Here is a 24,174-nt window from a genome sequence, read left to right as displayed (position 1 = left end):
GGCTGTGATTACGCACCATATTCCTGATTCTCAAATCTTCGTAAGCCACCAAGTCGTTAGACTGGATTACGCATCTTGCCAACTTCACGGCAAAATCTTGACGCTGCCTACTTATTTTGAGATGGCGTTTACCTAGAACCACCCTTGCCTTTGCTCGATTCTGACCCCCTTTCTTCCTCCTGGAAACATTGCGCTGCGACTGCTTGAGTCGTGACTCACTTTTCCTGAGATGTCGGGGGTTTCCCACTGTTTCACCGTTGCTATCGGTGTAGAACTCTTTAAGTCCAACGTCCAAGCCGATGGCTCGACCAGAGGGTTCAACGAATTCAGTCCGTTCTGCACGAATACAGAACTGGACATAGTAGCCATCGGCTCTTTTGACGAGGCGAATTCGCTTAATCTGCTCTATGGGATAGAAATGCAGATCACGAGTGCCTTTGAGCTTTAGTCTACCAATGCCCTTCTTGTCGGTGAAGGTGATGACCTTGCGATTCTCGTCTAACTTCCACCCAGAGGTTTTGTACTCTACTGAGCGGTTATTTTTCTTGAAGGAGGGGAATCCCTTTTTTCCGGGGATACCCTTCTTGCAGTTTTCGTAGAATCGCGAGATTGTACTCCAGGCTCGTTCTGCGGATGCCTGCCGAGCCATGCTGTTGAGTTCAGCGGCAAAAGGGAATTCCTGAGCCAGTTGAGCGCATAGCTTTTGCAGATCGTTCTGTCCAGTTCCCCGGTTGTCCATCCAATAACGGATGGCTTTGTTTCGGATGAACTGAACCGTTCTCACCGCCTCGTCTATGGCGCTGAATTGCTGGGGCTTTCCGTAGGCTTTAAACTCTAGTACAATCATGGCTATATCCTAGCACACAATATAAGCCGCCCTGCAAGGACGGCGACTAAAGTCGCCCTGTCGTCTTTCATCCCCGCGAAGACAGCGACGTTGCTCTAAGACTCCCGCACTATTTTCGTAATCTGCCCGGCTTTGCGCCATAGTCCCTAAATTGCCAGCGGTTATCTTGCCCGATAACCGCTGGCTTGTTTATAATGAAAAGTCTGTGGGTTAGGGTCAGCTTTGGATGATCAAGCCCCCTCACCCCGATAATGGGAACGCCATTGAATCACGTTAAGGAGAGTTAAAATTTCATGTCTCGATACAGAGGGCCTCGTTTGCGCGTTACGCGCCGCCTGGGTGAATTGCCCGGTTTAACCCGCAAGAGTTCGCGCCGGGATTATCCGCCGGGGCAGCACGGTCAAGCCCGCCGCAAGCGTTCTGAATATGCCATCCGGTTGGAAGAGAAGCAAAAGCTGCGCTTCAACTATGGTGTCACTGAGAAGCAAATGGTGAACTATATGAAGAAGGCTCGTCGTGCGACGGGTTCTACTGGGGAGCGGCTGCTGCAATTGTTGGAAATGCGGTTGGATAATACGGTGTTTCGGCTGGGTATGGCGGGGACGATTCCCGGTGCGCGGCAGTTGGTGAACCATGGCCATGTGATGGTGAATGGTCGTGTGGTGGATATTGCCAGTTATCAATGCCGGGCGGGGGATGTGATCAAGGTGCGCGATCGCGCTCAATCGAAAGCCCTCGTGCAGGCGAATATGGAATACCCCGGTTTGGCGAATGTGCCGAGCCATTTGGAGTTCAATAAGGAAACGATGGAAGGCAAGGTGACTGGCCTGATTGAGCGGGAATGGGTGGCCCTGCAAATCAATGAACTGCTGGTGGTTGAGTACTATTCTCGTAAGGTTTAGGGAATTTTCGATGGGAGGCGATCGCGGCTGACGTATCCCATATTTTAGTGATTGAATGGATCACGTTCCCATGGCATAAGTCAGGTTCAGAAAACCGCCGATCATCCTCACGGCGGTTTTCGTTTAGGGATTTTTGTAAGTTATGATTTTCGTAAAAATGGGGTTGATGGAGGAAAGCCTTTAAGGGGGATCTAGGGGTGGGTTGATTTTTTTCAGGTGTTGATGAGATTTTGCTGACCCAGTTCTAGGGAGATACCGCTGAGACGATGATCTCCTTAATCGGGGAGCATCCCACTGCAAAGAACAGAAGCCCGAAAGCTAGGACTCAAGCCCAAGAAACAACTGAGTTCAGTGATGGAGAAGTGCAGCTTGGCTGCTTGTGCGAAATCCTCCTACGAGGAAGCAGCAGAGGATATTAAGCTGATGACGGGAATGGCAGTGGGACACAGCAACTTGCACCGATTGGTGGAACGCAGCGAGATACCCTCACCTGAAAGCGAGCAGCAGGTAGATGAATTAAGTGTAGATGGGGGAAAAGTGAGGTTGAGAACCCCAGAGGAGCCTGTGAGTGGCGAGACTATAAGGCAGTAAGCCTCCATGACTCATTGTGCAATGCGTATTTCCAAGAAAATAAAGCCTTGTTGACGTACTCCCCGCGATAAATCGACGGGGATTCTCAAAAGATGTTACGAGGTAGACTGAAGCCGTACCTCTCCACCTTTCTTCCTGCTTCTTTGACCCTTAACTAGACGGTTTCCCGTCCCCGTCAGACCGTCTCCACAGGCATTTTCTTCTACGCTGCGTCCCAGCGCATTGATGCCGCGATTGCGGATCACTTGTGCGGCTGCAACATCTCGATGAGTCCTGTAGCCGCAGTTGTGACAAGCATGAAGCCTATCACTCAAATCTTTCTTTCCAGTATGCGTGTCGCATTGCGGACACACTTGCGACGTGTAATCTTTGTCTACTTTGGCAAGGTAAATACCCCGCTTCCAGCAAACCCATTGCAGGATTAAGACAAATTGCCCGAATCCAGCATCAAGCGTATGCTTTCCCAGCATTCCTTTTGCCCAAGTACGGAAGTCGATGTCTTCCACAAAAATCATGCCTCGTCACAAAGCTGGTGAGCCAGCTTGAAATGCCAATCCTTGCGAGTATCTGCAATGCGTTGATGCAATCGTGCAATTTTTCGATTTAACTTGTGTCGATTGTTGGATCCTTTTTGCTTATTTTTCAACCTGCGCTGTAGCAATTTCAGCTTACGGTGCAGTGTGTCTAAGAACCGAGGACGTTCAATCAACTCACCATCAGACGTTGCAGCGAATTTATCAAGCCCTAAATCAATCCCGCGTGGATGCCCACTCGCGACTGGAGCAGGCACGATGATTGAACAAGCGTTAACCTGGCACCTGCGAGAATTCAGCCAGTCTTTACGCTCACACAAGGCAAAATTCCACACTTTCCGACACACAGTTAAAGTGTGTTCGATTAGCTGAATCTGCTCATTAGTGGGCGCTGCTTTGTACTCGTAAGTTAGGGTTAACAATGGTTTCACCTCCTTCTACAACTTATATCTCAATTTTGTAGAACTAATCAAAAGAGGTGACGGGCAGCTTAAAAGCTGCGGCTGCGTTTCATCCCCGGCATAAATGACCGGGGTTCTCACGCGAGTCTCCCATAGAGTGGGTGCAACAGCAACCCCTAGCATCAGTGGTGACTTGTGTGGGAGATGGTCATGATGGGGTGTGGAACATCATGGCTCACCTTGCGCCGGAGTATCAGCGCAGGGAGGTACTCGACTGGTACCATCTGGTGGAAAATCTCTACAAGGTGGACGGGTCGTAATGCAGGGGATTACCCAAGGTTTATCTGATGAAATTCTGATCCAACTCACAGGGCTGGACTTGGCCGCAATTGCTGAGTTACGGAGGGGGAACGGGGGGTAGGGGCGCAATGCTTGCGCCCATCCCTTGCGCCCATCCCTTGCGCCCTTGGTTTTGGCAGATTTAAACCCTTAAACCGTTGGCGTGAGGCGCGATCGCACCTCCAAATGCACCAATAACGCATTAATATCCGCCGGATTCACCCCCCCCATCCGTGAAGCTTGGCCAATGGTCAACGGGCGCAACTTCGTTAACTTCTCCCGCGACTCCTTCGAGAGCGTTTCAATCGCCCCATAATCCAAATCCGGGGGGAGCTTACGGTTTGCACTGCGGGCTACTTGATCAATTTGCGTCTGTTGCCGCTGGATATAACCCGCGTATTTAATTTCAATTTCCGCCCCCTCTCGTTCCTCCCGATTTAAATCAGGATTTCCCAAACCATAACGGTCTAAATCGGCATAATGCAAACCCGGCCGCCGCAACAGATCCGCCAACGTAATCGAACCCTTAATTTTCTGCTGCGTTGCTGCGACAATTTGCACCCCGATGGGATCATGCTCCTTCACCCGTTGTGTCCCTAACCGCTCCTGTTCAGCGGCAATTTTCGCCTGCTTTGTTTGAAAAAGTTGCCAACGGCGATCGCCTATCAAACCAATTTCCCGCCCCAAGGGAGTCAACCGCTGATCCGCATTATCCGAACGCAACAACAGCCGATATTCAGACCGCGAAGTCAACATCCGATAGGGTTCCCGCAGATCCTTTGTACAGAGATCATCAATCAACGTGCCGATATAACTCTGCTCACGGGGAAACACAATCATTTCCTCACCCCGACTAAATCGCGCCGCATTCACCCCCGCCACAAACCCTTGAGCCGCCGCCTCTTCATAACCCGTCGTGCCGTTAATTTGGCCAGCGGTAAACAGCCCCTCAATTTTTTTCGTCATTAATGTTGGATAACATTGCGTGGCGGGTAAATAATCGTATTCCACCGCATAGGCTGGCCGCAGCATCGTGCATTCCTCCAACCCCGGCAACGTCCGTAACAGTTGCAATTGCAACGTTTCTGGTAGGCCGGTTGAAAAGCCTTGAATATACAATTCTGGAATATCCCGCCCCTCCGGTTCAATGAAAATCTGATGGGATTCTTTATCCGCAAACCGGACAATTTTATCCTCAATACTGGGGCAATAACGCGGCCCTTTTGCATCAATAAACCCCCCATAAACCGGCGTTAAATGGAGATTATCCCGGATCAATTGATGGGTTTTCGCCGTCGTGCGCGTTAAATGACAATCCATCTGCTCCCGCTCGATCCACACTTCAGGGTCAAAACTAAACCAACGGATTTCACGATCCGGCGGCTGGGGTTCCATTTTGGAAAAATCAACGCTACGGCGATCGACCCGGGCCGGTGTGCCGGTTTTGAGGCGATCGGTTTCAAAGCCCAATTGATTCAGCGTTTCCGTCAAGCCCACGGCGGCAAATTCCCCCGCCCGGCCTGCCGCCATCGATTGATTACCAATCCAAATCCGCCCCCCTAAAAATGTGCCGGTGGTGAGGATCACGGCTTTGGCGGCGAAACAAGTCCCGAAATAGGTTTTCACCCCTAAAACCTCACTGTTGGGGCCAAGAATGAGATCCGTGGCCATGCCTTCGCGGATCGCTAAATTGGGCTGATTTTCGACAATGCGCCGCATCACCTGGGCATATTCCCGCTTATCGGTTTGCGCCCGCAACGCCCACACCGCCGGGCCACGGGAGGCATTGAGGACACGCTTTTGGAGATAGGTGCGATCGCTCATTTTACCAATTTCCCCCCCCAAGGCATCAATCTCATGGGTGAGTTGGGATTTTGCGGGGCCACCGACAGCGGGGTTACAGGGTTGCCAGGCGATTTTATCCAGGTTGAGCGTCAGCATCAGCGTCGCACAACCGAGGCGAGCGGTGGCTAAGGCCGCCTCACAGCCTGCATGGCCCGCGCCAATGACAATCACTTCAAATTCGTCTTGAAATTCAATCCCAGCAGCAGCAATCATCGCCCTTCATCGGCACACAACAATTCATTTTGACACAATCCCCCTGTAGGGTGGGCATTCCCAACGTGGTGGGCGATGCCCACCCTACAAGCCCAAACAAAAACCCCAGGATTCTCAAGAATCTTGGGGTTTTGATGCGGATGGCGAGACTCGAACTCGCACGGGCAAGCCACACGCCCCTCAAGCGTGCGTGTCTACCAATTCCACCACATCCGCAGGGCGTTAACGCTGTGCGTCAACGAGAAACTAGGATAACACAACCAATTCAAGATTGCCAAGCCCTTTTTTGCTAGGGTTAACAAAGAAATCTGGATGGATGAGGAAAAAATCTGTGACTGTACGAGTACGCATTGCCCCCAGTCCGACGGGGAATCTCCACATTGGCACCGCCCGCACCGCTGTCTTTAACTGGCTCTATGCCCGCCGCCATGGGGGGACGTTTATCCTCCGCATTGAAGATACGGATCAGGAGCGATCGCGCCCCGAATATACGGAAAATATCCTCAGCGGCCTGCAATGGTTGGGCCTGCAATGGGATGAGGGGCCGATCCAACAGTCCGATCGCCTCGACCGCTACCGGGATGCGGTGCAAACCCTCTTAGACCGGGGGTTGGCCTATCGTTGCTATTGTACTGCTGACGAGTTGGAGGTGATGCGCACCGCCCAAAAGGCCAGCAACCAAGCCCCCCGCTACGATAACCGCCACCGCAACCTCACCCCGGAAGCTGAGGAAAAATTGATCGCCCAAGGCCGCAAGCCCGTGATCCGCTTCAAAATCGACGACGATCGCACGATTACCTGGAACGATCAGATCCGGGGGGCGATGACTTGGCAGGGCCGGGATTTGGGGGGGGATATGGTGATCGCCCGTACACCGGAGGGGGATGAAGCCTTTGGCCAACCCCTTTATAATCTCGCGGTGGTGGTGGATGATCTGGATATGGAAATTACCCATGTGATTCGGGGGGAGGATCACATTGCCAACACCGCCAAGCAAATCCTTTTGTATGAGGCCTTGGGGGGAACTGTGCCTCACTTTGCCCATACGCCCCTGATTCTCAACACCGAAGGGCGGAAACTCTCCAAGCGGGATGGCGTAACCTCCATTGATGATTTTCGCCAAATGGGGTTCACGGCGGAGGCGATCGCCAATTATATGTGCCTCCTCGGTTGGACTCCCCCCGATGCCACTCAGGAAATTTTTACCCTAGAGGAAGCGGCGGCGCAGTTTGAGTTAGAGCGGGTCAATAAGGCGGGGGCTAAGTTCGATTGGCATAAGTTGGATTGGCTCAATAGCCAATATCTCCATCAAATGCCCGTGGCAGCTTTAACGGATCTGCTCATTCCCCATTGGCAAAATGCGGGCTATGACTTTGATCCCGTGGGCGATCGCCCCTGGTTGGAAGAACTCACCACCCTCGTTGCCCCCAGTCTCACCCGTCTCCCCGATGGGGTGGGGGAAGCCCGCTTATTGTTCGGCTCTGCGCTCACCTTCGACGAAAAAGCGACGGCCCATCTGCAACAGGCAGAGGTGAAGGGGATTGTGGAAGGGGCGATCGCTGCCCTGAAGGAAAACGAAGTGGCGGATCTCGAAGGGGTGAAGGCGATCGTCGATCAAATCACCAAAACCGCCGCAGTCAAAAAAGGCCTAGTCATGAAAACGATGCGGGCCGCCCTGACGGGGGAACTCCAAGGCCCCGACCTAATGCAAGCCTGGCTCCTCCTCCATCGCAAAGGGCAAGCCGTAAACCGCTTGGAGCAAACCCTGGCGTTATTAGCGACGTTCTAGGCCTGTACTCGTGCCATGGCTCCGCCGTGGCACGGGCAACCGGCGGCTCTGCCGCCTTTGATAAGGGAGGCAGAGCCTCCGGGGGAGCGTTACTAGGCAGAGCCTAGTAACGAGATACTCATTTGAGTACAATGGAATTGTTGAGAGCGGTGTACCCATGCAAACCCCAATCCCGTACTCCCCCAAACTGATCACCGGCCGAGACAATGAGGAAACCGCCCACAGCCAAATCCCCACGGAATTAGATATCTCTCACCTTGTCACCGAGGACGAAACCCCTGTGGACAACCTGATCCAAGAGAAATTACAACGGCTACTGGTGCATTGCCTCTATCATGCCTTCCTCACCGAGCAGCCCTTCATTGCCATGGCCGATGTCGGATTATTCTCTGCCCTCCATGGCCCTCCCCTCGTCCCCGATGTGATGCTCAGTTTAGGCGTAGAAATCGCCGCCGATTGGAGCCAAAAACGCCATCGTTCCTACTTTATTTGGGAATTTGGCAAACCCCCCGATGTGGCGATCGAAATTGTTTCTAATCGTCAAGGGGGCGAATTAGGGGGCAAATTAACCCGCTATGCCCGCATTGGCATCCCCTATTATGTGGTGTTTGATCCCCTGGAATACCTATCAGAGCGGGTGTTGCACGTCTATGGACTGCGGGAAGGCAGCTATGATCTCCTGGAAGATCCTTGGCTCCCTGGGGTGGGTTTAGGCTTGACCCTCTGGTCTGGTGCCTTTGAGGGGAAACAATACGATCGCTGGCTACGGTGGTGCGATCGCCAGGGTCATGTCCTCCTCACCGGCAGTGAACAATCCGCCCAAGAAGCCCAACGAGCCGAACAGGAGGCCCAAAGGGCCAAACAAGAAGCCCAACGGGCAGAACAGGAAGCCCAACGGGCCAACTCCGCTGAAGCCAAACTCGCGGCCTTGATGGCCAAGCTCGCGGCTCAGGGCATTGATCCCGATGAGATGGATCGCAGTTGATCTCCCACACCGAGTACACCTCGTGCCATGGCTCCGCCGTGACACGGGCAATCGGCGGCTCTGCCGCCTTTAACAAGGGAGGCAGAGCCTCCGGGGGAGCGTGACTAGGCAGAGCCTAGTCACGAGGGAAGAGGGAAAAAGCGGGAAATTGCGGAGTTACGAGGGGATTTAAAGCCCTATGCCCCGCGCCATTAAACTGGCCAGCAAGGGAATCAAGGCAAAACCCGCCAATTCGGTGCGAATAATGATCTTGATCGCCTTTGCTTGGGTTTCGCCAATGGTGGGGGCGGTTTCTTCCCGTAACCCCTTAATCCAGCGCAGGAAGGAAATCGTCGGGTAAAGGGAAAGCGTCCCAATCACAACAAACACGGCGATTTTCGCCCAAAAGACGGGATTTTGACTGTAAAACTGCGGCCCCTGGCCGAAATACATCAGCCGCAATCCCCCCGTCACCAGCACCATAATTGCCGCGATCCCGTAGATCGTATCGCTGATCAGGATGCGCCAGGCCTCCTTGATCGTCAGTTCGGCTTTGAAGGTTTGGTGTTCTAGGGCTAGGGCGGCAAAGATCAGGCCAAAGCTGAGGTAATGGAGATAAGCAACGATCGCACTATTTAAGGGCATGGTTGGGATCAAAAAACGGGATAGAGTAGGTATCACTGGATTTTCGCACGCAACGCACCCACTACCGATGGTCAAAATTAACGAAAACTATCTCAAACTGAAAGCGGGCTATCTGTTCCCGGAAATTGCCCGGCGGGTCAATGCCTTTGCCACTGCCCACCCCGATGCGCCGATCATCAAGTTGGGGATTGGCGATGTTACTGAACCTCTCCCCGCTGCTTGTCGGGAGGCGATGACGGCGGCGGTGGCGGAAATGGGCGATCGCACCACGTTTAAAGGCTATGGCCCCGAACAGGGCTATCTATGGTTGCGGGAAAAAATCGCGGCCCAGGATTTCCAAGCCCGGGGCTGTGATGTTGATGCCTCGGAAATTTTTATCTCCGATGGTTCTAAATGTGACACGGGGAATATTCTCGATATTTTTGGCACGGGGAATGCGATCGCCGTTACCGATCCCGTTTATCCCGTCTATGTGGATACCAACGTCATGGCGGGCCACACCGGCCCCGCCAATGATCAGGGGGAATACGGTGGCTTGGTCTATCTGCCCATCAATGCCGAAAATGATTTCACTGCATCCATACCGACAACGAAAGTGGATCTGATCTATCTCTGCTTTCCCAACAATCCCACAGGGGCAACGGCCACAAAAGCCCATCTCAAGGCTTGGGTAGACTACGCCAACGCCCACGGCTCAATCATCTTCTTCGATGCGGCCTATGAAGCCTTCATCACCGACCCGGAGATCCCCCATTCTATTTATGAAATCGAGGGCGCTCGCACTTGTGCGATCGAGTTCCGTTCTTTTTCTAAAAATGCCGGTTTCACCGGAACCCGTTGCGCCCTTACCGTTGTACCCAAATCCCTCAAAGTACAAACGAGCGAAGGGGCAGAAGTAGCCCTCCATAGTCTGTGGAATCGTCGCCAATCCACCAAATTTAACGGCGTTTCTTACATTGTTCAACGGGGGGCAGAAGCGGTTTATTCTGAAGCGGGTCAAAGTCAGATTAAAACCTTGGTGAATTTCTATCTTGAAAATGCCCAAATCATCCGCAACCAATTAACCGCCGCTGGTTTTGCGGTTTATGGGGGCATAAATGCGCCCTATGTTTGGGTGAAAACTCCCGCCGGTTTATCCAGTTGGAACTTTTTCGATCAATTGTTAGAAAAGGTGAATGTTGTGGGTACACCGGGATCGGGTTTTGGGGCGGCCGGTGAGGGTTATTTCCGCATTTCGGCTTTCAATAGTCGTGCCAATGTGGAAGAAGCCATGGCCCGAATTACGGCCAAGTTTGCCACCGTTTAAGCTGCGTTCGGGCGAAAAATTTTTCGCCCCTACGTTGATCAACGCGACAACCGGATTGTTAGGGTTCACAGAATTTAATATTTTACCCATTCTGGATTGCTGTCGGCCATGATGGATGCAATTCATGCTTTGGAGAGCAAATCCATGGGCCTATTTGATGCGTTTCGCAAAAATGATCGTTTGCAAAAAAGTGAATTGAGTCTTGGCCCGGCGGAAGGATTCGCGGCCATCATGCTGTTGGTGGTTGCCGCTGATGGCTATTTGGCCGATGATGAGGTTCGACTGCTCAATATCACGCTGTTGCGGATGCGCTTGTTTCGGAGTTATTCCGAAGATGTGATGCACCGGATGTTTGATAATCTCGGTGGGATTTTGCGCCGGGAGGGGTCGGGGGCGTTGTTTGAGGCGGCGATCGCCACATTGCCCCATGATTTGTATGAAACGGCCTTTGCGATCGCTACGGATCTCGTGCTAGCAGATGGGGAGGTCAGTCAAGAGGAAGAAGATCTCCTCAGCAGTCTGGCCCGCTCCTTCGACCTAGAGCAAAGTCTGATCAACCAGATCATTCAGGTCATGCTGATTAAAAATCGCGGCTAACCCCGGCTGATCGATAATCCGGTTGAGTGGATAGGTACGCGATTCTCCTGCGGAGACGCTGCGCGAACGCGAATCAGCCCAGGGGCGAAAAATTTTTCGCCCCGACATCACCTCCAACCTTCCATGGTCTGACTCAGCAGATTTCATTTTGGGTTGCCTGCCTGCTGAAAGCCTTGAAAACTCGTGACATTAGCTTTTTTTATAACCCTAGCCTGTGAAGACCTGCAAAGGCTATATCTTGAATTTATATGAATTTATATGAATTTATATGATTGTTTTATGAATTTATATGATTGTTTTATGAATTTATATGATTGTTTTATGGATTTATATGATTGTTTTATGGATTTATATGATTGTTTTATGGATTCACGAAAAAAAACTTGACATTTTGAACTTAAAATATGTACAGTTCCCACCAACGTTTCCAGTGTTCGTATAGTTATCCATCAGTTTTTGTCGATCCGGTTTTGAGCTATCTAAATATAGCGTTTTCGTAAGATAGCGTTTTCGTGAATTACGGAAACTCTACCGCTCTTCTTTTCAGGGGGGCGGGGGAGATTCCTCTATTCCATAGCTCCAGAAATTGCTATGGCATTTTGCGCAATCATGATGTACAGTCCTCACGCCAAACTCCTCTCCCAAAGAGAGTGGGGCGTTTCAGAATGTGCTTCATCGAGTAAAAACTGCTATTTCAATCCTTTCTGATCAATGGATTCAAGATCAAGACTTAAAATATCGAAAATTTATAGAATGGAAATACTAGGACTCTCGGAATTACAAAACCGCACCAAAGGCTCCCCAGAAATCACCGTCGCCGTCCTGGATGGCCCCGTTGACCGCACCCACCCCTGTTTTCAAGGTGCTAACCTCACCACCCTGCCCACCCTCGTCCCTGACATCGCCCACAAGGACGGCAGTATGTCCGGCCATGGCACCCACGTCACCAGCATCATTTTTGGGCAACCGGGCAGCGACATTCCTGGCATTGCCCCCCAATGTCGTGGCTTGATTGTCCCGGTCTTTGCGGACGATCGCTGTAGTGCCACCCAGCTTGACCTCGCCAGAGGCATTGAGCAGGCGGCCAACGCCGGAGCGCAGATCATCAACCTCAGTGGCGGTCAGTTGAGCGACTTTGGGGAAGCCGAGGGCTGGCTGGAAAACGCCGTCCGCCTCTGCGAAGAGCGGAACATTCTGCTCATAGCAGCGGCGGGTAACGACGGGTGCGAGTGTCTGCACGTCCCCGCCGCCCTCCCCGCCGTCCTAGCTGTTGGTGCAATGGATGCTCGCGGGCAACCCTTGGACTTCAGTAATTGGGGGTCTCAGTACCAAACCCAGGGCATCCTCGCTCCGGGCGAGCAAATCTTGGGGGCCAAACCCGGCGGCGGCACCGAACGGCTCAACGGCACGAGCTTCGCGGCCCCCATCGTTGCCGGTGTCGCTGCCCTGTTGTTGAGTTTGCAACGATCGCAGGGCGAAACCCCCGACCCCGCACGGGTGCGCCAAATCCTGTTGCAGAGCGCCCTGCCCTGTGACGCGGCCCTGCCTGCCGATGCCCAGCGATGTCTGGCAGGCCGACTCAATATCGCTGGAGCTTTAACCTTACTCAATGGAGGAAATATGTCTGAAGCACAAGAAGCCGTCACCCCCGCAGGTGTAGAACCATCGGGCGGTTGCGGCTGCGGCGGGGGTTTGTCTGTCCCCGATGCGACCCCGGCTCAGGAGGAGCCACAAGCTGCGGCCACTCCCAGCAACACTGTCCAATCATTCACCCCTACTCAATCCACTCCTATGACCTCTAGCAACGCCGTCACTCCCAGCCAAGCCCCCAGCGAACTGGCATCCAGCCAACTGGTTTATGCCTTGGGGACATTGGGCTATGACTTCGGTTCCGAAGCCCGCCGCGACACGTTCAAACAACTGATGCCGCCCTTTGAACTCGGCGGGGGCGTGATGGTGCCGGCCAACCCCTACGATGCCCGTCAGATGGTGGATTACCTGGCTAGCGATATTTCTGAGGCTCGGTCTTTGATTTGGACGCTCAATATTGAGTTGACCCCGGTTTATGCGATCGAACCCAAAGGCCCCTTCGCCCGTGAAGCCTATCTGGCATTGCAAGAACTCCTCGCCGGCCAAATTCAGCCGGAAAACGATGACGACTACATTGAGCGGGTTAGTATTCCGGGTGTCTTGACCGGGCGCACGGTGAAGCTGTTCTCTGGGCAGGTGGTGCCGATCATCGAACCCCAAAGCACGCGGGGACTCTACGGCTGGAAAGTGAACAGCCTTGTCAATGCCGCCTTTGAGACGGTACAGGCGGCCGAAGGTGAAGCCGATCGCGATGCGATGAGCCGCACCCTGGGCAGTTTCCTGAACCGGGTTTACTACGATTTACGGAACCTGGGGACAACTTCCCAAGACCGCGCTCTCAACTTCTCTGTCACCAATGCGTTCCAAGCGGCCTCGACGTTTAGCCAAGCCGTCGCCCAAGGGATGGAACTGGACAGCATCACCGTGGAGAAAAGCCCCTTCTGTCGGATGGATAGCGATTGTTGGGATGTGAAGCTGAAGTTCTTCGACCCGGAAAACAGCCGTCGGGCCAAGAAAATCTTCCGCTTCACTATCGATGTCAGCGATTTGATTCCGGTGACGTTGGGCGAAGTGAAGAGTTGGTCTTCGCCGTATTAATCTTCAAGGTTTGAGGCGGAGGAAAAGTCAACTTTCTAGCCGCCTCTCCTCTTTTTTCCGTTCCCAGTTCTTATCTACCCATTACAAAACAATGACATTTCCTAAACAATCCGCCCCGGTTAAGCGACCTCATTTCACCCAACCCGCCTTAGCGGTGGATTTGGAGGATGGGGAGATCGAGGATTTGGTGCATATTCGGATGGATCTGCTTCACGGGGCGAACTATAACGACCCGGCGGTATTTGTCCCGCGCAGCTACAACCAAGTGATGCACTCTGGCTTTGCTTCAATGGGTCGTTTTTTCTAACCCCAGAACATTGCCAATTTTTACTGTTCTTATTGAAATACGGAGACGATGATGGCGAAAAAAAACACCCCAAAAAATCCAGATGCTCTACCGGAAACTGCTCCGGCAGCTAACCCGGCAATCCCACCCGCGCCAGCGCAAAAATCCTACATTCCTACAACGATGACGGGGCTTCAGGATTATTCCTACTGGTGGGCCTATGCCCGCGAACACGCCCAAACCGCCAAACCTAACAGTAAAACCTTTCGCCGAGGGCGGATTTGGGCCTGAGTCTTGGCTGCGGATTGATACCTTGGGGCTTGACCCGATCCGGCATTGTGAGGTGAGAGGGGGGAGCAGAGAGACTGACGCTTGGGGTTACTTTCACCCCATCGCCTCGTTACTCTCTGATCCGCTCCCCTACGCTCCGAGTTGCTGCTTGAGATCACGAATGGCTGCACTGGTATTTCGCTGATAGGCAATTTCTAAACATTGAGCAACGAGAGCGGCTGGGTTGACCGCCGGGAAATATTGGCTTTGGGATGTGATGCCATATTCATTGCCCTGAAGTTGGTAAATCATCAGTTGCTGGTTCCGAAATAGCCACACTTCTGGCACTTGATAGGGCAGATAATCCTGCACGTCTGAGTAACTGGTGATGTCAATTTCTAACACCAAATCTGGCGGGGGGTCATTGCACCAGTCAATTCGTTCTTTACCGGAAACCGCTTGCCAATGGTCAATGTAAAAACAATAATCTGGCTCAATCCCGCTTTCTTCTGGCAGTTGCATCGTCACGGGTGTAAAAGCATCGTATTCTCGCCCCAGTGAATCAAGGAGAACTTTGATGATGTCCGCAATCAAACTCACATCTCGACCATGTTTGGGTAAAGGCGACATCAACAATACTTCTCCAGAACGATATTTAAGCCGAGGAATGGAACCATCTCCCCGCTGTTCGCACAATGCTTGATATTCCTGCCAGGTGGCAGGCGATCGCATCACTGTTCCGGCGGAAAGGTAAAGTTTTTGGGGCGAAACGACGGTCAACATTTCTTCACCTCTGGATTTTTTCCTGATCAGCATTGTACTAACCCTTATCTTCCTCTGCCCTATGCCCTTCCAAATCAAACCCCACTACCACATCGAAATCATCCCCCCGAAACAGGTCTATCTCTTAGGGGAACAAGAAAACCACGCCCTCACCGGGGGACTCTACTGCCAAATTCTTCCCTTTCTGGATGGAAACCACTCTCGCGAACAAATTGCCGACAAGCTCAAGGGTGAAGTCCCCCTTGACCATATTGATTTCGTTCTCAATCGCCTGAGCGAAAAAGGCTACCTGATTGAGTCTGCACCAGAACTGGCTCCTGAAGTTGCTGCTTTTTGGAGTGAACTGGGTGTTGCTCCTGCTGTCGCTGCCCAAGCCCTCAAACAACCCGTCACCCTCCAAACTGTGGGCGATCGCATCCCTGAAAGTATGGTTGACATCCTGGGTACGGCTCTGCGCGATTTAGGTATTCCTCTCCAACCCGCAGAAGCCGAGGCCGCTCTGGCGATCGTTCTCACGGACGACTACCTTAACCCCGACTTGGCCACAATCAACCGTCATCAGGTCGAAACTGGCCAACCTTGGATTTTAGTCAAACCCCTAGGGAGTGTCCTCTGGCTCGGCCCAGTCTTCAAACCAGGAGAAACCGGCTGCTGGCACTGCCTCGCCCAGCGATTGGAGGGCAACCGGGAAGTAGAAGCCTCGGTGCAGCGCGAAAAATACGCCGCTGCCCAAACCAACGGCAACATCCCTCACTCCGTCAATAGTTACCTCCCCACAGCCCGCGCCGCCTTGCCTTCGACGTTGCAGACGGCCCTTCAGTTTGCGGCGACGGAAATCGCCAAATCCCTCGTTATCGCCCAGTCCCCCACGCCTTCCCCCACCCTAGAGGGCAAATTAATCACGTTCAACCAGCGCACCCTGGAGTTCAAAACCCACAGCCTCATCCGTCGCCCCCAATGCCCCACCTGTGGCGACCCGGAAATCCTCCAGCGTCGGGGGTTTGAGCCTGTGGTGCTGGAATCTCGCCAGAAACATTTCACCCGCGATGGCGGCCACCGCGCCCTCACTCCGGCCCAAACGGTACAGCAACATGAGCATTTAATCAGTCCGATTACGGGGGTGGTGACGGAATTGGTGCGCGTCACCGACCCGGCGAACCCTTTGGTGCATACCTATCGGGCGGGTCACGCCTTTGGGGGGGCGACTTCCCTGCGGGGACTCCGGAGCACACTGAAACATAAGAGTTCGGGCAAGGGCAAAACCGATAGTCAATCCCGCGCTAGTGGTTTCTGTGAGGCGGTGGAGCGTTATTCGGGGATTTACCAGGGCGATGAACCGCGCAAGCAGGCGACTTTCTCGGAGTTGGGGGAGGTTGCCATCAATCCGGAAGTGTGTCTTTGCATCAGCGACGCGCAATATGCCAACCGCGACGCGATTAACGAGAATCGCCAAGCGGCCCATGACTGGATTTCCCAACGCTTCGACCCTGACCAAAGCATCGACTGGACTCCGGTTTGGTCGCTAACGGAGCAATGTCACAAATATTTACCCACGGCTTTTTGTTACTACAACTATCCGATGCCGAAAGGTCAACGCTTTTGCAAGGCTGACTCCAATGGCAACGCGGCGGGGAACACCCTAGAGGAGGCGATTTTACAAGGGTTTTTGGAATTGGTGGAACGGGACAGTGTGGCGCTGTGGTGGTATAACCGCTTGCGTCGTCCGGCGGTGGATTTGAGCAGTTTTGATGAGCCTTACTTTTTGGAGTTGCAACAGTTTTATGGGGAGAATGACCGGGATTTGTGGGCGTTGGATTTGACGGCAGATTTGGGGATTCCTGCTTTTGCGGGGGTGTCGCGGCGCAAGGTGGGCAATTCGGAACGGTTGATTCTCGGTTTCGGGGCGCACCTCGACCCGACCATTGCCATTCTCCGCGCCCTGACAGAGGTGAATCAGTTGGGCTTGGAACTGGACAAAGTACCGGATGACCAACTGGAGGGCGATGCCAAACGTTGGCTTTTGGAAGCGACGTTAGAGAATCAGCCCTATTTGGCTCCTGATGCTGCTCAACCGCTGAAAACGATGCAGGACTATCCGAAACGCTGGGGGAATGATATCCGCGAGGATGTGATGACCTGTGTGGAGATTGTGCGGGCGGCGGGGTTAGAAACGTTGGTACTAGACCAAACTCGTCCGGATATTGGTTTGAATGTGGTCAAGGTGATTGTGCCGGGGCTGCGTCATTTTTGGTCACGGTTTGGGCCGGGGCGGCTTTATGATGTGCCGGTTCAGTTGGGTTGGCGGGAAACTCCGACTTTGGAAACTGAAATGAACCCGATGGCGATGCCATTTTAAGGGGTGATCACTGGATTAATTCTGATGGAGGTTCGGACGTGAATTATTTTTAATATTCTCGTTTTTAATGATGTTTCAGTCGGGGCTGAAAGCTGACTGCTGAGGGTTCTGTGGCGACTGGAAAAGTGATTTTGCGCCGGAAGATTGCGCCTATTTTTTGGTCGCCTAACTCAGTTGAAATATCGATTTCTAAAAGGTAAATAAATTGAAGAAAACTGTTGACAAAAACGAGGGATGTGTTTAATATTTTCAGCAAGGGCAATATCTCATCCCTTTAGTGGGTTTTATAGAGTTTTCTTGTTCCCTCAATTGCCGAATTTTGAGGACTGGAAAATCGTTGCAGTTTCTCGGAAATTGGGAGGCTTCGGGAAGTTAAAAGTCAAGACAGAAAGTTTTTTTTGGACTGAATGGGGTGCTACCCCAAACGAGAATTTTTGTGCCGCGCCCACCGCTACCGGGTAGCACGATCCATGCTTCTGATCACCTCAGAAGGGACTGACCGCCCCAAGCGGTCAATCTGTAAACCGAACTAAAGAGGTAACACTCCAATGAACAAGAAAAACATCTCTCCCAACCCCCAACAGCCCGTGGATCGCGTTCCCGCCGGTCAACTGCCCAGCGCCCTGGCTGAACTCACCGAAGCGTCCCTGAATGCTACCCATGCCATCCCGCACAAAAAAAGTTTTGAGGGAGGGGGAGGGGGAGGGTGTTCCTATGAAGGGGACGACGCGGAGTAGCCTCCCATTTTAGCCCATCTTTTCTTTGACCTCAAATCTCCCTTCCCGCCCCTCTCGGAGCCGGGTTTGCCCGGATGAATGGCTCGGCAACTGCCGATACCATCGGGCTTTCCGATACCTGGCACCCTGGGAGGGGGAGAATCTACTCCCCCTCCCAGACCCAAACCAAAATTTTTGTGCTATGCCCACCGCTACCGGGTAGCACTATCCAGGCTTCTGATCACCTCAGAAGGGACTGACCACCCCAAGCGGTCAAACGGTAAACCTAACAAAGAGTGAAAAACTCCAATGGATAAGAAAAACATCTCCCCCAACCCCCAGCAGCCCGTTGACCGCGTTCCTTCGGGTCAACTGCCCAGTGCTTTGGCTGAACTGAGTGAAGAGAGCCTCGGCTCCCAAGCCCTGGCCTGCGGGTCCGGGTGCTTTATGCCGGGTGCGTGCGACCGTTGTTCTTACGATGGGGACGACGAGTAGTCGCGGGGTAATTTTACCACAGACCAAATCGATCCTCAAACTTCTTGTGAGGACTGCCAGGGCGCTTGGTTTGCTTCGATGAATTGACGGGCAACTGCCGATACATCCGGGCTTTCCGATACCTGAGAGTGGTGGTGGCAGAGGGAGCATCACTCCCTCTGCCCATCTTCCCCCTACCCAGAGTTTTGTTGGACGGAATTGGGTGCTACCCCAAACGAGAATTTTCGTGCCGCGCCCACCGCTACGGGGCAGCACAAACAGGCTTCTTGACAACAAGAAGGGACTGACCACCCCAAGCGGTCAAACGGTAAACCTAACAAAAGAGTGGAAAACTCCAATGGACAAGAAAAACATCACCCCCAACCCCCAGCAGCCCGTTGACCGCGTTCCTACGGGCCAACTGCCGATAGAACGGTCTGAAGCTAACGGTATGTCTGCTATGCCATCCGATCTGGCGACAAGAACCTGTACCGAGTTTTTGTGTTCTTACGATGGGGACGACGAGTAATCGCGGTTGCTTCTACCACAACCCTTTTCAATCCTCAAACTTCTCGTAAGGACTGCCAAGGCGCTTGGTTCGCCTCGATGAATTGACGGGCAACTGCCGATACATCGGGGCTTTCCGATACCTGGCACCCTGGGAGGGGGGAAAATCTACCCCCTCCCAGACCCAAACCAAAATTAACCAAAATTTTCGTGCCGCGCCCACCGCTACGGGGCAGCACAAACCGGCTTCTTGACAACAAGAAGGGACTGACCACCCCAAGCGGTCAAACTGTAAACCTAACCAATGAGGAAACTCAAATGAACAAGAAAAACATCTCCCCCAACCCCCAGCAGCCCGTTGACCGCGTTCCGACCGGTCAACTGCCCACCGCCCTCGCGGAACTGAGCGAAGAAAGCCTCGGCTCCCAAGCCCAAGCCTCCTGGATTGATTATGATACGAAACAACAAATGTCCTTCACGTGTTCCTATGACGGGGAGGACGAGTAATCGGGGTTGATTCTACCACAGACCGTTTCGATCTTCAAATCGGCTCTGGGGTCAGCCAGGGCGCTTGGTTCGCCTCGATGAATTGACGGGCAACTGCCGATACCTCGGGCTTGACCATACCTGGCACGCGGTAGGGGTGGAGGGAGCATCACTCCCTCTGCCCCTCTTCCCTCGACCCAGAGTTTTGTTGGACTGAATGGGGTGCTACCCCAAACCAGAATTTTCGTGCCGCGCCCACCACTACACCGGCAGCACAAACAGGCTTCTTATCACCTAAGAAGGGACTGACCGCCCCAAGCGGTCAAACGGTAAACCTAACAAAAGAGTGGAAAACTCCAATGGACAAGAAAAACATCACCCCCAACCCCCAGCAGCCCGTTGACCGCGTTCCTACGGGTCAACTTCCCAGTGCTCTGGCTGAACTGAGTGAAGAGGCGATCGGCAAGCAAGCCCAGGCCCTCATGGACAGGGATACCTTGGGGACAGAGGTATGGGACACCGAGACCTTGTTGCTGTGGGGGTGTTCCTACGATGGGGACGACGAGTAGTCGCGGGGTAATTCTCGATCCTCAAACTTCTCGTGAGGACAGCCAGGGCGCTTGGTTCGCCGCGATGAATTGACGGGCAACCTTGGATACATCGGGGCTTGACCATACCCGGCACACGGCGCGGAGGAGGGGGCTTTCCCTCCCTGACCGCAATCCTCACCCTCGGTTTTCATCCCGGCAAATCACCGAGACCCCCATTAAAGTTCTCTGTCGTCTCTGCATCGTTATTGTTGATATCTTTGATTCTTTTTATTGAAAGACCATGCACCCTAATCCGTTTACCTTGTCTCTGAGTTCCGGTATTCAAGTTCATCCAGCCGCAAACGGCTATACCCTTGGCTTTGTTGCTGGCAATGATGCAGAGATAACCGCTTCTGGAGTCACTGTGCCAGCCGTCCCCGGATTGGAAAATGCGATCGCCCACTTACAGGAAGGAACCGCCACCCTCCAACAGTTGACCCAAACTCTGAGCGCACAGGAAGGGATGGAAGCCGGGGAACAGTTAGCCGCCACATTGCAACAGATAGGCGATCGCGGTTGGTTGGAGTATGGGGTGTTGCCGTTGGCGATCGCCGTGCCAATGGTCGAATCCGCCCAACTCAACCTCAACACGCCCCACTGGACGCAAGCCAATGTCAGCCTCTCCCGCTTTGCCTACCAACGCAGTCACGAAGGCGGCATGGTGTTGGAATCCCCCTTATCCAAATTTCGAGTCAAGCTGCTGGACTGGCGAGCCAGCGCCATCCTCGCCCAACTCGCCCAACCCCAATCCCTGCGACGGGTCACACCCCCGCCCCAAATTGGGGCAGAAACCGCCTATCAATTCCTAAATCTCCTCTGGGCAACGGGTTTCCTCTCCATCGAAACCGAAGCCCCCGATCTGAAACTGTGGGAATTCCATAACCTGCTATTCCACAGCCGTTGTCGCCAGGGTCGCCACGACTATCCCACAGCCGATATTGCCGCCGGTGTTGAGGTCTGGGACGAGTTTCCGGTGGTGAAACCCCCCATGAGCGGGCAAATTGTTCCCCTGCCCCAACAAAACATTGATGCCATCCGCCAACGAGATCAAACCCTAACAACAGCCATTGAAAAACGGGCATCGATTCGCGAATACGACGAGAATCAGCCCATCACCATCGAGCAACTGGGCGAACTCCTCTACCGCACCGCTCGCATCAAAGAAATTTATACCCACGATGCCGAGCAAACCGAACTGCTCAAAGCCCAATTCGGTGAAGATTTCGACTGGGGCGAAATCAGCCGCCGTCCCTATCCCTGTGGCGGCGCGATGTATGAACTAGAAATCTATTTAGCAGTGCGCCGTTGTGAAGGGGTGAAACCGGGACTTTATCACTATGATCCCCTCAATCACCAACTGGCTCAAATTGATGCCGCCGATGCCGATATTCAAGCCCTGCTTAAAGATGCTCACCAGTCCAGCGGCGAACAGGGAATGCCCCAAGTTTTGCTGATCATCACCGCTCGGTTTGGGCGACTGTTCCGCAAATATCGATCGCTCGCCTATGCCCTCGTTCTCAAGCACGTCGGCGTATTGTACCAAAACCTCTATTTAGTGGCGACAAATATGGGGCTGGCTCCTTGTTCCCTGGGGGCGGGAGATAGCGATCGCTTTGCCAAAGCGACGGGATTAGATTACGTTGTGGAATCCTCTGTGGGTGAATTTATGTTGGGGTCTTTGCCGAATGGGAATATTCAGGCAAGTGGGTCTGAAGGTGTGACAACAGATCAGCGTAGGGGCGAAAAATTTTTCGCCCCCACTTCTGAAGAATTCGCTGTTGAACCGAGCGAACTCGAAACCCAAGCAACCCTTCACCTCTCCGAATTAGATTCAGACATTGAAGCCATTGAAGCCGAATCCGCATCTGTTGAACCGAGCGAACTCGAAACAATTACCCCCTCCGAATTGGAGGATTCTGTCGGGTTGAGCGCAGTCGAAACCCAAGCTACAACGGCCCAACATCCCCACGACCTCGACGATCGCATCCCCGGCCTCGCCGAACTCCGCAATCAAACCCTCGGCGACCCCCGGATCACCATCGTCATCCTCGATGGCAACCCGGACCACACCCTCTCCTGTTTTGAAGGGGCGGAAGTCTCCAAAGTCTTCCCCTATTGGCACGAACCCGCCGAACCCGTTCCTACAGAGGCTTATCACCTATTTCAGGCGATCGAGAATAACGACGACCTCGACAAAGACCAAAAAGCGGAAGCCCAGAAAGCCGCCTTCCCTGAATCACTCCTCCAACGCATCCACGGCGACAACCACGCCTGCCACATCACCAGCACGATGGTCGGGCAAGAAAACACCCCCTCTCCCGGACTCGCGCCTCGCTGTCGCGTCATTAACGTCCCCCTCAATACCAGTGGCACTGATGAAGAATTTATCTCACCCCTCAATCTAGCTCGTGCCTTTGAACTGGGTCTGGAGTTAGGCGCAAATATCATCCACTGTGCCGCCTGCCGCCCCACCCAAACCGGGGAAGGGGAAGAAATCCTCCTGCAAGCTCTGAAAAAATGCCAGGACAACAACATTCTGATCGTCGCCCCCGCTGGGAATAACAAGGGAGAATGCTGGTGTATGCCCGCTTCCCTGCCGGGAGTGCTGTCTGTGGGAGCCTTAAAGCCTGACGGTACGCCTTACAAGTTCAGCAATTGGGGCGGTAACAATGCTCTAGAAGGCATCATGGCTCCGGGGGGTGAAATTCTGGGGGCGCAACCCGCTAATGAAGAACCTGTGCGCCTGAAGGGAACGAGTATGGCGGCTCCCGTGATGACCGGGTTGTGCGGTTTGCTGATGAGTCTGCAACTGCAACAGGGTAAACCCGTGGATGCGGAAGCGGTGCGGGCGGCACTGCTGAATACCGCCATTCCTTGCACCCCTGAAGACACCGACGAACCGGAACGCTGCCTGCGGGGTAAAGTGAACCTCCCTGGCGCGATGGGGCTGTTATTTGGGTCTGGGGTGACGATTTCCTTTGCGGGCGATCAAGTGAATCGCACCGAACACAGCGCCCTTGGGGTGAATGCCATCGGTTCCGCCGTGGGTATCGAACCATCTGCCGTTACGGTGAGCAACGTTGTAACCCAAACCACAACGCCAGCATCTTTAACCGCTTCCGCCTCCCTCACCCCTGCCGATGTCCAACCCAGCAAGGCTGGTTCAGGTCACGTTTTCGCCCTCGGTACGATTGGCTATGATTTCGGAGACGAGGCGCGGCGGGATACGTTCAAACAAACGATGGCCCCGGTTAATTTGCATGGGGCGATCGCACCGCCTGATCCCTACGATGCCCGCCAGATGGTGGAACATTTAGACAATCATCCCGACGCGGCTTACTCGCTGATTTGGACGTTGAATCTCGACCAAAATACCATCTATGCCCTCGACCCTAAAGGCCCCTTTGCTGATGATATTTATGAGATGTTTTTGTTGATGCTCAATGGACAACTTGAACCGGAAACGAGCGCCGAATTTATTGAGCGCGTCAGTATCCCCGGCCGACAAACGGAGCGGACGGTGGAACTGTTTTCGGGGGAAGTGGTTCCGGTGCTCAACGTTCGCAATCCTCGGGGGATGTATGGCTGGAATATTAACCGGCTGGTTGATGCGGCGTTGGGGACTTTAGATGATCTTGAGGAGGGGAGTGAAGGCCTGCTGCGGGAAGGGCTGACGGCGTTTTTGAATCGGGTGTATTATGAATTGCATAATGTGGGGAAAACCTCCCGCGATCGCGCCCTCAATTTTGCCGTCACGAATACCTTCCAAGCGGCTGCTACCTTTGCAGAGGCGATCGCCGCTGACCGACGCTTGGACACCATCGAAGTGGAAAAAAGCCCCTACTGCCGCCTGAATAGCGACTGCTGGGATGTGCTGCTCACATTCTTTGATCCGGAAGATGGGAAGCGATCGCGCCAAGTGTTCCGCTTTACCATTGATGTCGCTGACAATATGCCGGTAACGGTGGGTAGCATCAAACGCTGGGCTATTCCGGGGAAAAAACGAACCGAGGCAGCGAGTTGATCGGGAGTCCCATCTCAACTGA

At 53.4% G+C, this 24,174-nt stretch carries 19 protein-coding genes, 1 tRNA gene and 2 pseudogenes; 16 read left to right on the top strand and 6 right to left on the bottom strand.

Annotation, left to right across the window (positions count from 1 at the left end):
- On the bottom strand, window positions 1–847 hold an 847-nt coding region (locus tag VB712_RS16475; RefSeq protein ID WP_323256681.1), incomplete at its 3' end, for a transposase.
- A 293-nt stretch (window positions 848–1,140) separates the two neighbouring features.
- Between VB712_RS16475 and rpsD the strand changes: the two genes are divergently transcribed.
- Entirely contained in the window at window positions 1,141–1,749 is a 609-nt protein-coding gene (gene rpsD, locus VB712_RS16470) for a 30S ribosomal protein S4 (RefSeq protein ID WP_323256679.1), read from the top strand.
- 686 nt (window positions 1,750–2,435) lie between these two features.
- Here rpsD and VB712_RS20560 read toward each other — a convergent pair.
- Window positions 2,436–3,295: pseudogene (locus tag VB712_RS20560) on the bottom strand (RNA-guided endonuclease InsQ/TnpB family protein).
- A 131-nt stretch (window positions 3,296–3,426) separates the two neighbouring features.
- Here VB712_RS20560 and VB712_RS16450 point away from each other — a divergent pair.
- Window positions 3,427–3,591: pseudogene (locus VB712_RS16450) on the top strand (ISKra4 family transposase); the annotation flags it as partial.
- 172 nt (window positions 3,592–3,763) lie between these two features.
- On the opposite strand, the gene mnmG reads toward VB712_RS16450, so the two are convergent.
- Both mnmG and VB712_RS16440 read right to left on the bottom strand, forming a co-directional pair.
- The gene (mnmG, locus tag VB712_RS16445) at window positions 3,764–5,671 is read right to left on the bottom strand and encodes a tRNA uridine-5-carboxymethylaminomethyl(34) synthesis enzyme MnmG (protein ID WP_323256675.1); all 1,908 of its coding nucleotides are present in this window, start codon (window positions 5,669–5,671) and stop codon (window positions 3,764–3,766) included.
- Window positions 5,672–5,806: 135 nt separating this feature from the next.
- Window positions 5,807–5,887: transfer RNA gene (locus VB712_RS16440), tRNA-Leu, on the bottom strand.
- A gap of 115 nt (window positions 5,888–6,002) precedes the next feature.
- On the opposite strand from VB712_RS16440, the gene gltX reads away from it, so the two are divergent.
- Window positions 6,003–7,460 (top strand): glutamate--tRNA ligase, encoded by a 1,458-nt coding sequence (gltX, locus tag VB712_RS16435; protein ID WP_323256673.1) that lies wholly within the window; start codon window positions 6,003–6,005, stop codon window positions 7,458–7,460.
- A 157-nt stretch (window positions 7,461–7,617) separates the two neighbouring features.
- Window positions 7,618–8,445, top strand: a complete 828-nt coding sequence (locus VB712_RS16430) for a Uma2 family endonuclease (RefSeq protein WP_323256671.1) — start codon at window positions 7,618–7,620, stop codon at window positions 8,443–8,445.
- Window positions 8,446–8,613: 168 nt separating this feature from the next.
- On the opposite strand, the gene VB712_RS16425 is transcribed toward VB712_RS16430, so the two are convergent.
- On the bottom strand, window positions 8,614–9,069 hold the full coding sequence (locus tag VB712_RS16425; protein ID WP_323256669.1) for a DUF2214 family protein: 456 nt from the start codon (window positions 9,067–9,069) through the stop codon (window positions 8,614–8,616).
- Between the two features lie 67 nt (window positions 9,070–9,136).
- Here VB712_RS16425 and VB712_RS16420 point away from each other — a divergent pair, with 67 nt between their 5' ends.
- The 5 genes from VB712_RS16420 to VB712_RS16400 all read left to right on the top strand — a co-directional run bounded on the left by VB712_RS16420 (window position 9,137) and on the right by VB712_RS16400 (window position 14,237).
- Window positions 9,137–10,375 (top strand): LL-diaminopimelate aminotransferase, encoded by a 1,239-nt coding sequence (locus VB712_RS16420; RefSeq protein WP_323256667.1) that lies wholly within the window; start codon window positions 9,137–9,139, stop codon window positions 10,373–10,375.
- A gap of 144 nt (window positions 10,376–10,519) precedes the next feature.
- Complete coding sequence (locus VB712_RS16415) at window positions 10,520–10,972, top strand: tellurite resistance TerB family protein (RefSeq protein WP_323256665.1); 453 nt, start codon at window positions 10,520–10,522, stop codon at window positions 10,970–10,972.
- 753 nt (window positions 10,973–11,725) lie between these two features.
- A complete protein-coding gene (locus VB712_RS16410) occupies window positions 11,726–13,660 on the top strand; it encodes a PatA/PatG family cyanobactin maturation protease (protein ID WP_323256663.1) in 1,935 nt (644 codons plus the stop codon).
- A gap of 91 nt (window positions 13,661–13,751) precedes the next feature.
- A complete protein-coding gene (locus VB712_RS16405; protein WP_006616603.1) occupies window positions 13,752–13,967 on the top strand; it encodes a cyanobactin biosynthesis system PatB/AcyB/McaB family protein in 216 nt (71 codons plus the stop codon).
- 51 nt (window positions 13,968–14,018) lie between these two features.
- The gene (locus tag VB712_RS16400) at window positions 14,019–14,237 is read left to right on the top strand and encodes a cyanobactin biosynthesis PatC/TenC/TruC family protein (RefSeq protein ID WP_323256659.1); all 219 of its coding nucleotides are present in this window, start codon (window positions 14,019–14,021) and stop codon (window positions 14,235–14,237) included.
- Window positions 14,238–14,366: 129 nt separating this feature from the next.
- Here VB712_RS16400 and VB712_RS16395 read toward each other — a convergent pair whose 3' ends face one another.
- Entirely contained in the window at window positions 14,367–14,999 is a 633-nt protein-coding gene (locus VB712_RS16395) for a Uma2 family endonuclease (protein ID WP_323256657.1), read from the bottom strand.
- Window positions 15,000–15,060: 61 nt separating this feature from the next.
- Between VB712_RS16395 and VB712_RS16390 the strand changes: the two genes are divergently transcribed.
- The 7 genes from VB712_RS16390 (at window position 15,061) to VB712_RS16370 (ending at window position 24,152) form a co-directional block, all read left to right on the top strand.
- On the top strand, window positions 15,061–17,355 hold the full coding sequence (locus tag VB712_RS16390; RefSeq protein ID WP_323256655.1) for a TOMM precursor leader peptide-binding protein: 2,295 nt from the start codon (window positions 15,061–15,063) through the stop codon (window positions 17,353–17,355).
- A gap of 548 nt (window positions 17,356–17,903) precedes the next feature.
- Window positions 17,904–18,092, top strand: a complete 189-nt coding sequence (locus VB712_RS16385; protein ID WP_323256653.1) for a DUF5837 family cyanobactin class RiPP — start codon at window positions 17,904–17,906, stop codon at window positions 18,090–18,092.
- Window positions 18,093–18,380: 288 nt separating this feature from the next.
- Entirely contained in the window at window positions 18,381–18,566 is a 186-nt protein-coding gene (locus VB712_RS20555) for a DUF5837 family cyanobactin class RiPP (RefSeq protein ID WP_416236370.1), read from the top strand.
- Between the two features lie 337 nt (window positions 18,567–18,903).
- Window positions 18,904–19,074: a DUF5837 family cyanobactin class RiPP gene (locus VB712_RS20550; RefSeq protein ID WP_416236369.1), complete on the top strand. Its 171-nt coding sequence runs from the start codon at window positions 18,904–18,906 to the stop codon at window positions 19,072–19,074.
- A gap of 296 nt (window positions 19,075–19,370) precedes the next feature.
- Entirely contained in the window at window positions 19,371–19,559 is a 189-nt protein-coding gene (locus VB712_RS16380) for a DUF5837 family cyanobactin class RiPP (protein ID WP_323256651.1), read from the top strand.
- A gap of 338 nt (window positions 19,560–19,897) precedes the next feature.
- A complete protein-coding gene (locus VB712_RS16375) occupies window positions 19,898–20,107 on the top strand; it encodes a DUF5837 family cyanobactin class RiPP (RefSeq protein ID WP_323256649.1) in 210 nt (69 codons plus the stop codon).
- A 262-nt stretch (window positions 20,108–20,369) separates the two neighbouring features.
- On the top strand, window positions 20,370–24,152 hold the full coding sequence (locus VB712_RS16370; protein WP_323256647.1) for a PatA/PatG family cyanobactin maturation protease: 3,783 nt from the start codon (window positions 20,370–20,372) through the stop codon (window positions 24,150–24,152).
- Window positions 24,153–24,174: the final 22 nt, after the last annotated feature.

Source organism: Spirulina sp. CCNP1310 (genome assembly GCF_034932185.1).
In the GTDB taxonomy this organism is placed as follows: domain Bacteria; phylum Cyanobacteriota; class Cyanobacteriia; order Cyanobacteriales; family Spirulinaceae; genus Spirulina.
The sequence above is the reverse complement of the archived record's forward strand: the minus strand, read 5'-3'. Positions and strand labels throughout refer to the sequence as shown.

Excerpts from the sequence above, each read along its gene's own strand:
- rpsD (WP_323256679.1), top strand. The coding sequence starts at position 1,141 with ATGTCTCGATACAGAGGGCCTCGTTTGCGCGTTACGCGCCGCCTGGGT.
- mnmG (WP_323256675.1), bottom strand. The coding sequence starts at position 5,671 with ATGATTGCTGCTGCTGGGATTGAATTTCAAGACGAATTTGAAGTGATT.
- VB712_RS16430 (WP_323256671.1), top strand. The coding sequence starts at position 7,618 with ATGCAAACCCCAATCCCGTACTCCCCCAAACTGATCACCGGCCGAGAC.
- VB712_RS16425 (WP_323256669.1), bottom strand. The coding sequence starts at position 9,069 with ATGCCCTTAAATAGTGCGATCGTTGCTTATCTCCATTACCTCAGCTTT.
- VB712_RS16420 (WP_323256667.1), top strand. The coding sequence starts at position 9,137 with ATGGTCAAAATTAACGAAAACTATCTCAAACTGAAAGCGGGCTATCTG.
- VB712_RS16415 (WP_323256665.1), top strand. The coding sequence starts at position 10,520 with ATGGGCCTATTTGATGCGTTTCGCAAAAATGATCGTTTGCAAAAAAGT.
- VB712_RS16410 (WP_323256663.1), top strand. The coding sequence starts at position 11,726 with ATGGAAATACTAGGACTCTCGGAATTACAAAACCGCACCAAAGGCTCC.
- VB712_RS16405 (WP_006616603.1), top strand. The coding sequence starts at position 13,752 with ATGACATTTCCTAAACAATCCGCCCCGGTTAAGCGACCTCATTTCACC.
- VB712_RS16400 (WP_323256659.1), top strand. The coding sequence starts at position 14,019 with ATGGCGAAAAAAAACACCCCAAAAAATCCAGATGCTCTACCGGAAACT.
- VB712_RS16395 (WP_323256657.1), bottom strand. The coding sequence starts at position 14,999 with ATGTTGACCGTCGTTTCGCCCCAAAAACTTTACCTTTCCGCCGGAACA.
- VB712_RS16390 (WP_323256655.1), top strand. The coding sequence starts at position 15,061 with ATGCCCTTCCAAATCAAACCCCACTACCACATCGAAATCATCCCCCCG.
- VB712_RS16385 (WP_323256653.1), top strand. The coding sequence starts at position 17,904 with ATGAACAAGAAAAACATCTCTCCCAACCCCCAACAGCCCGTGGATCGC.
- VB712_RS20555 (WP_416236370.1), top strand. The coding sequence starts at position 18,381 with ATGGATAAGAAAAACATCTCCCCCAACCCCCAGCAGCCCGTTGACCGC.
- VB712_RS20550 (WP_416236369.1), top strand. The coding sequence starts at position 18,904 with ATGGACAAGAAAAACATCACCCCCAACCCCCAGCAGCCCGTTGACCGC.
- VB712_RS16380 (WP_323256651.1), top strand. The coding sequence starts at position 19,371 with ATGAACAAGAAAAACATCTCCCCCAACCCCCAGCAGCCCGTTGACCGC.
- VB712_RS16375 (WP_323256649.1), top strand. The coding sequence starts at position 19,898 with ATGGACAAGAAAAACATCACCCCCAACCCCCAGCAGCCCGTTGACCGC.
- VB712_RS16370 (WP_323256647.1), top strand. The coding sequence starts at position 20,370 with ATGCACCCTAATCCGTTTACCTTGTCTCTGAGTTCCGGTATTCAAGTT.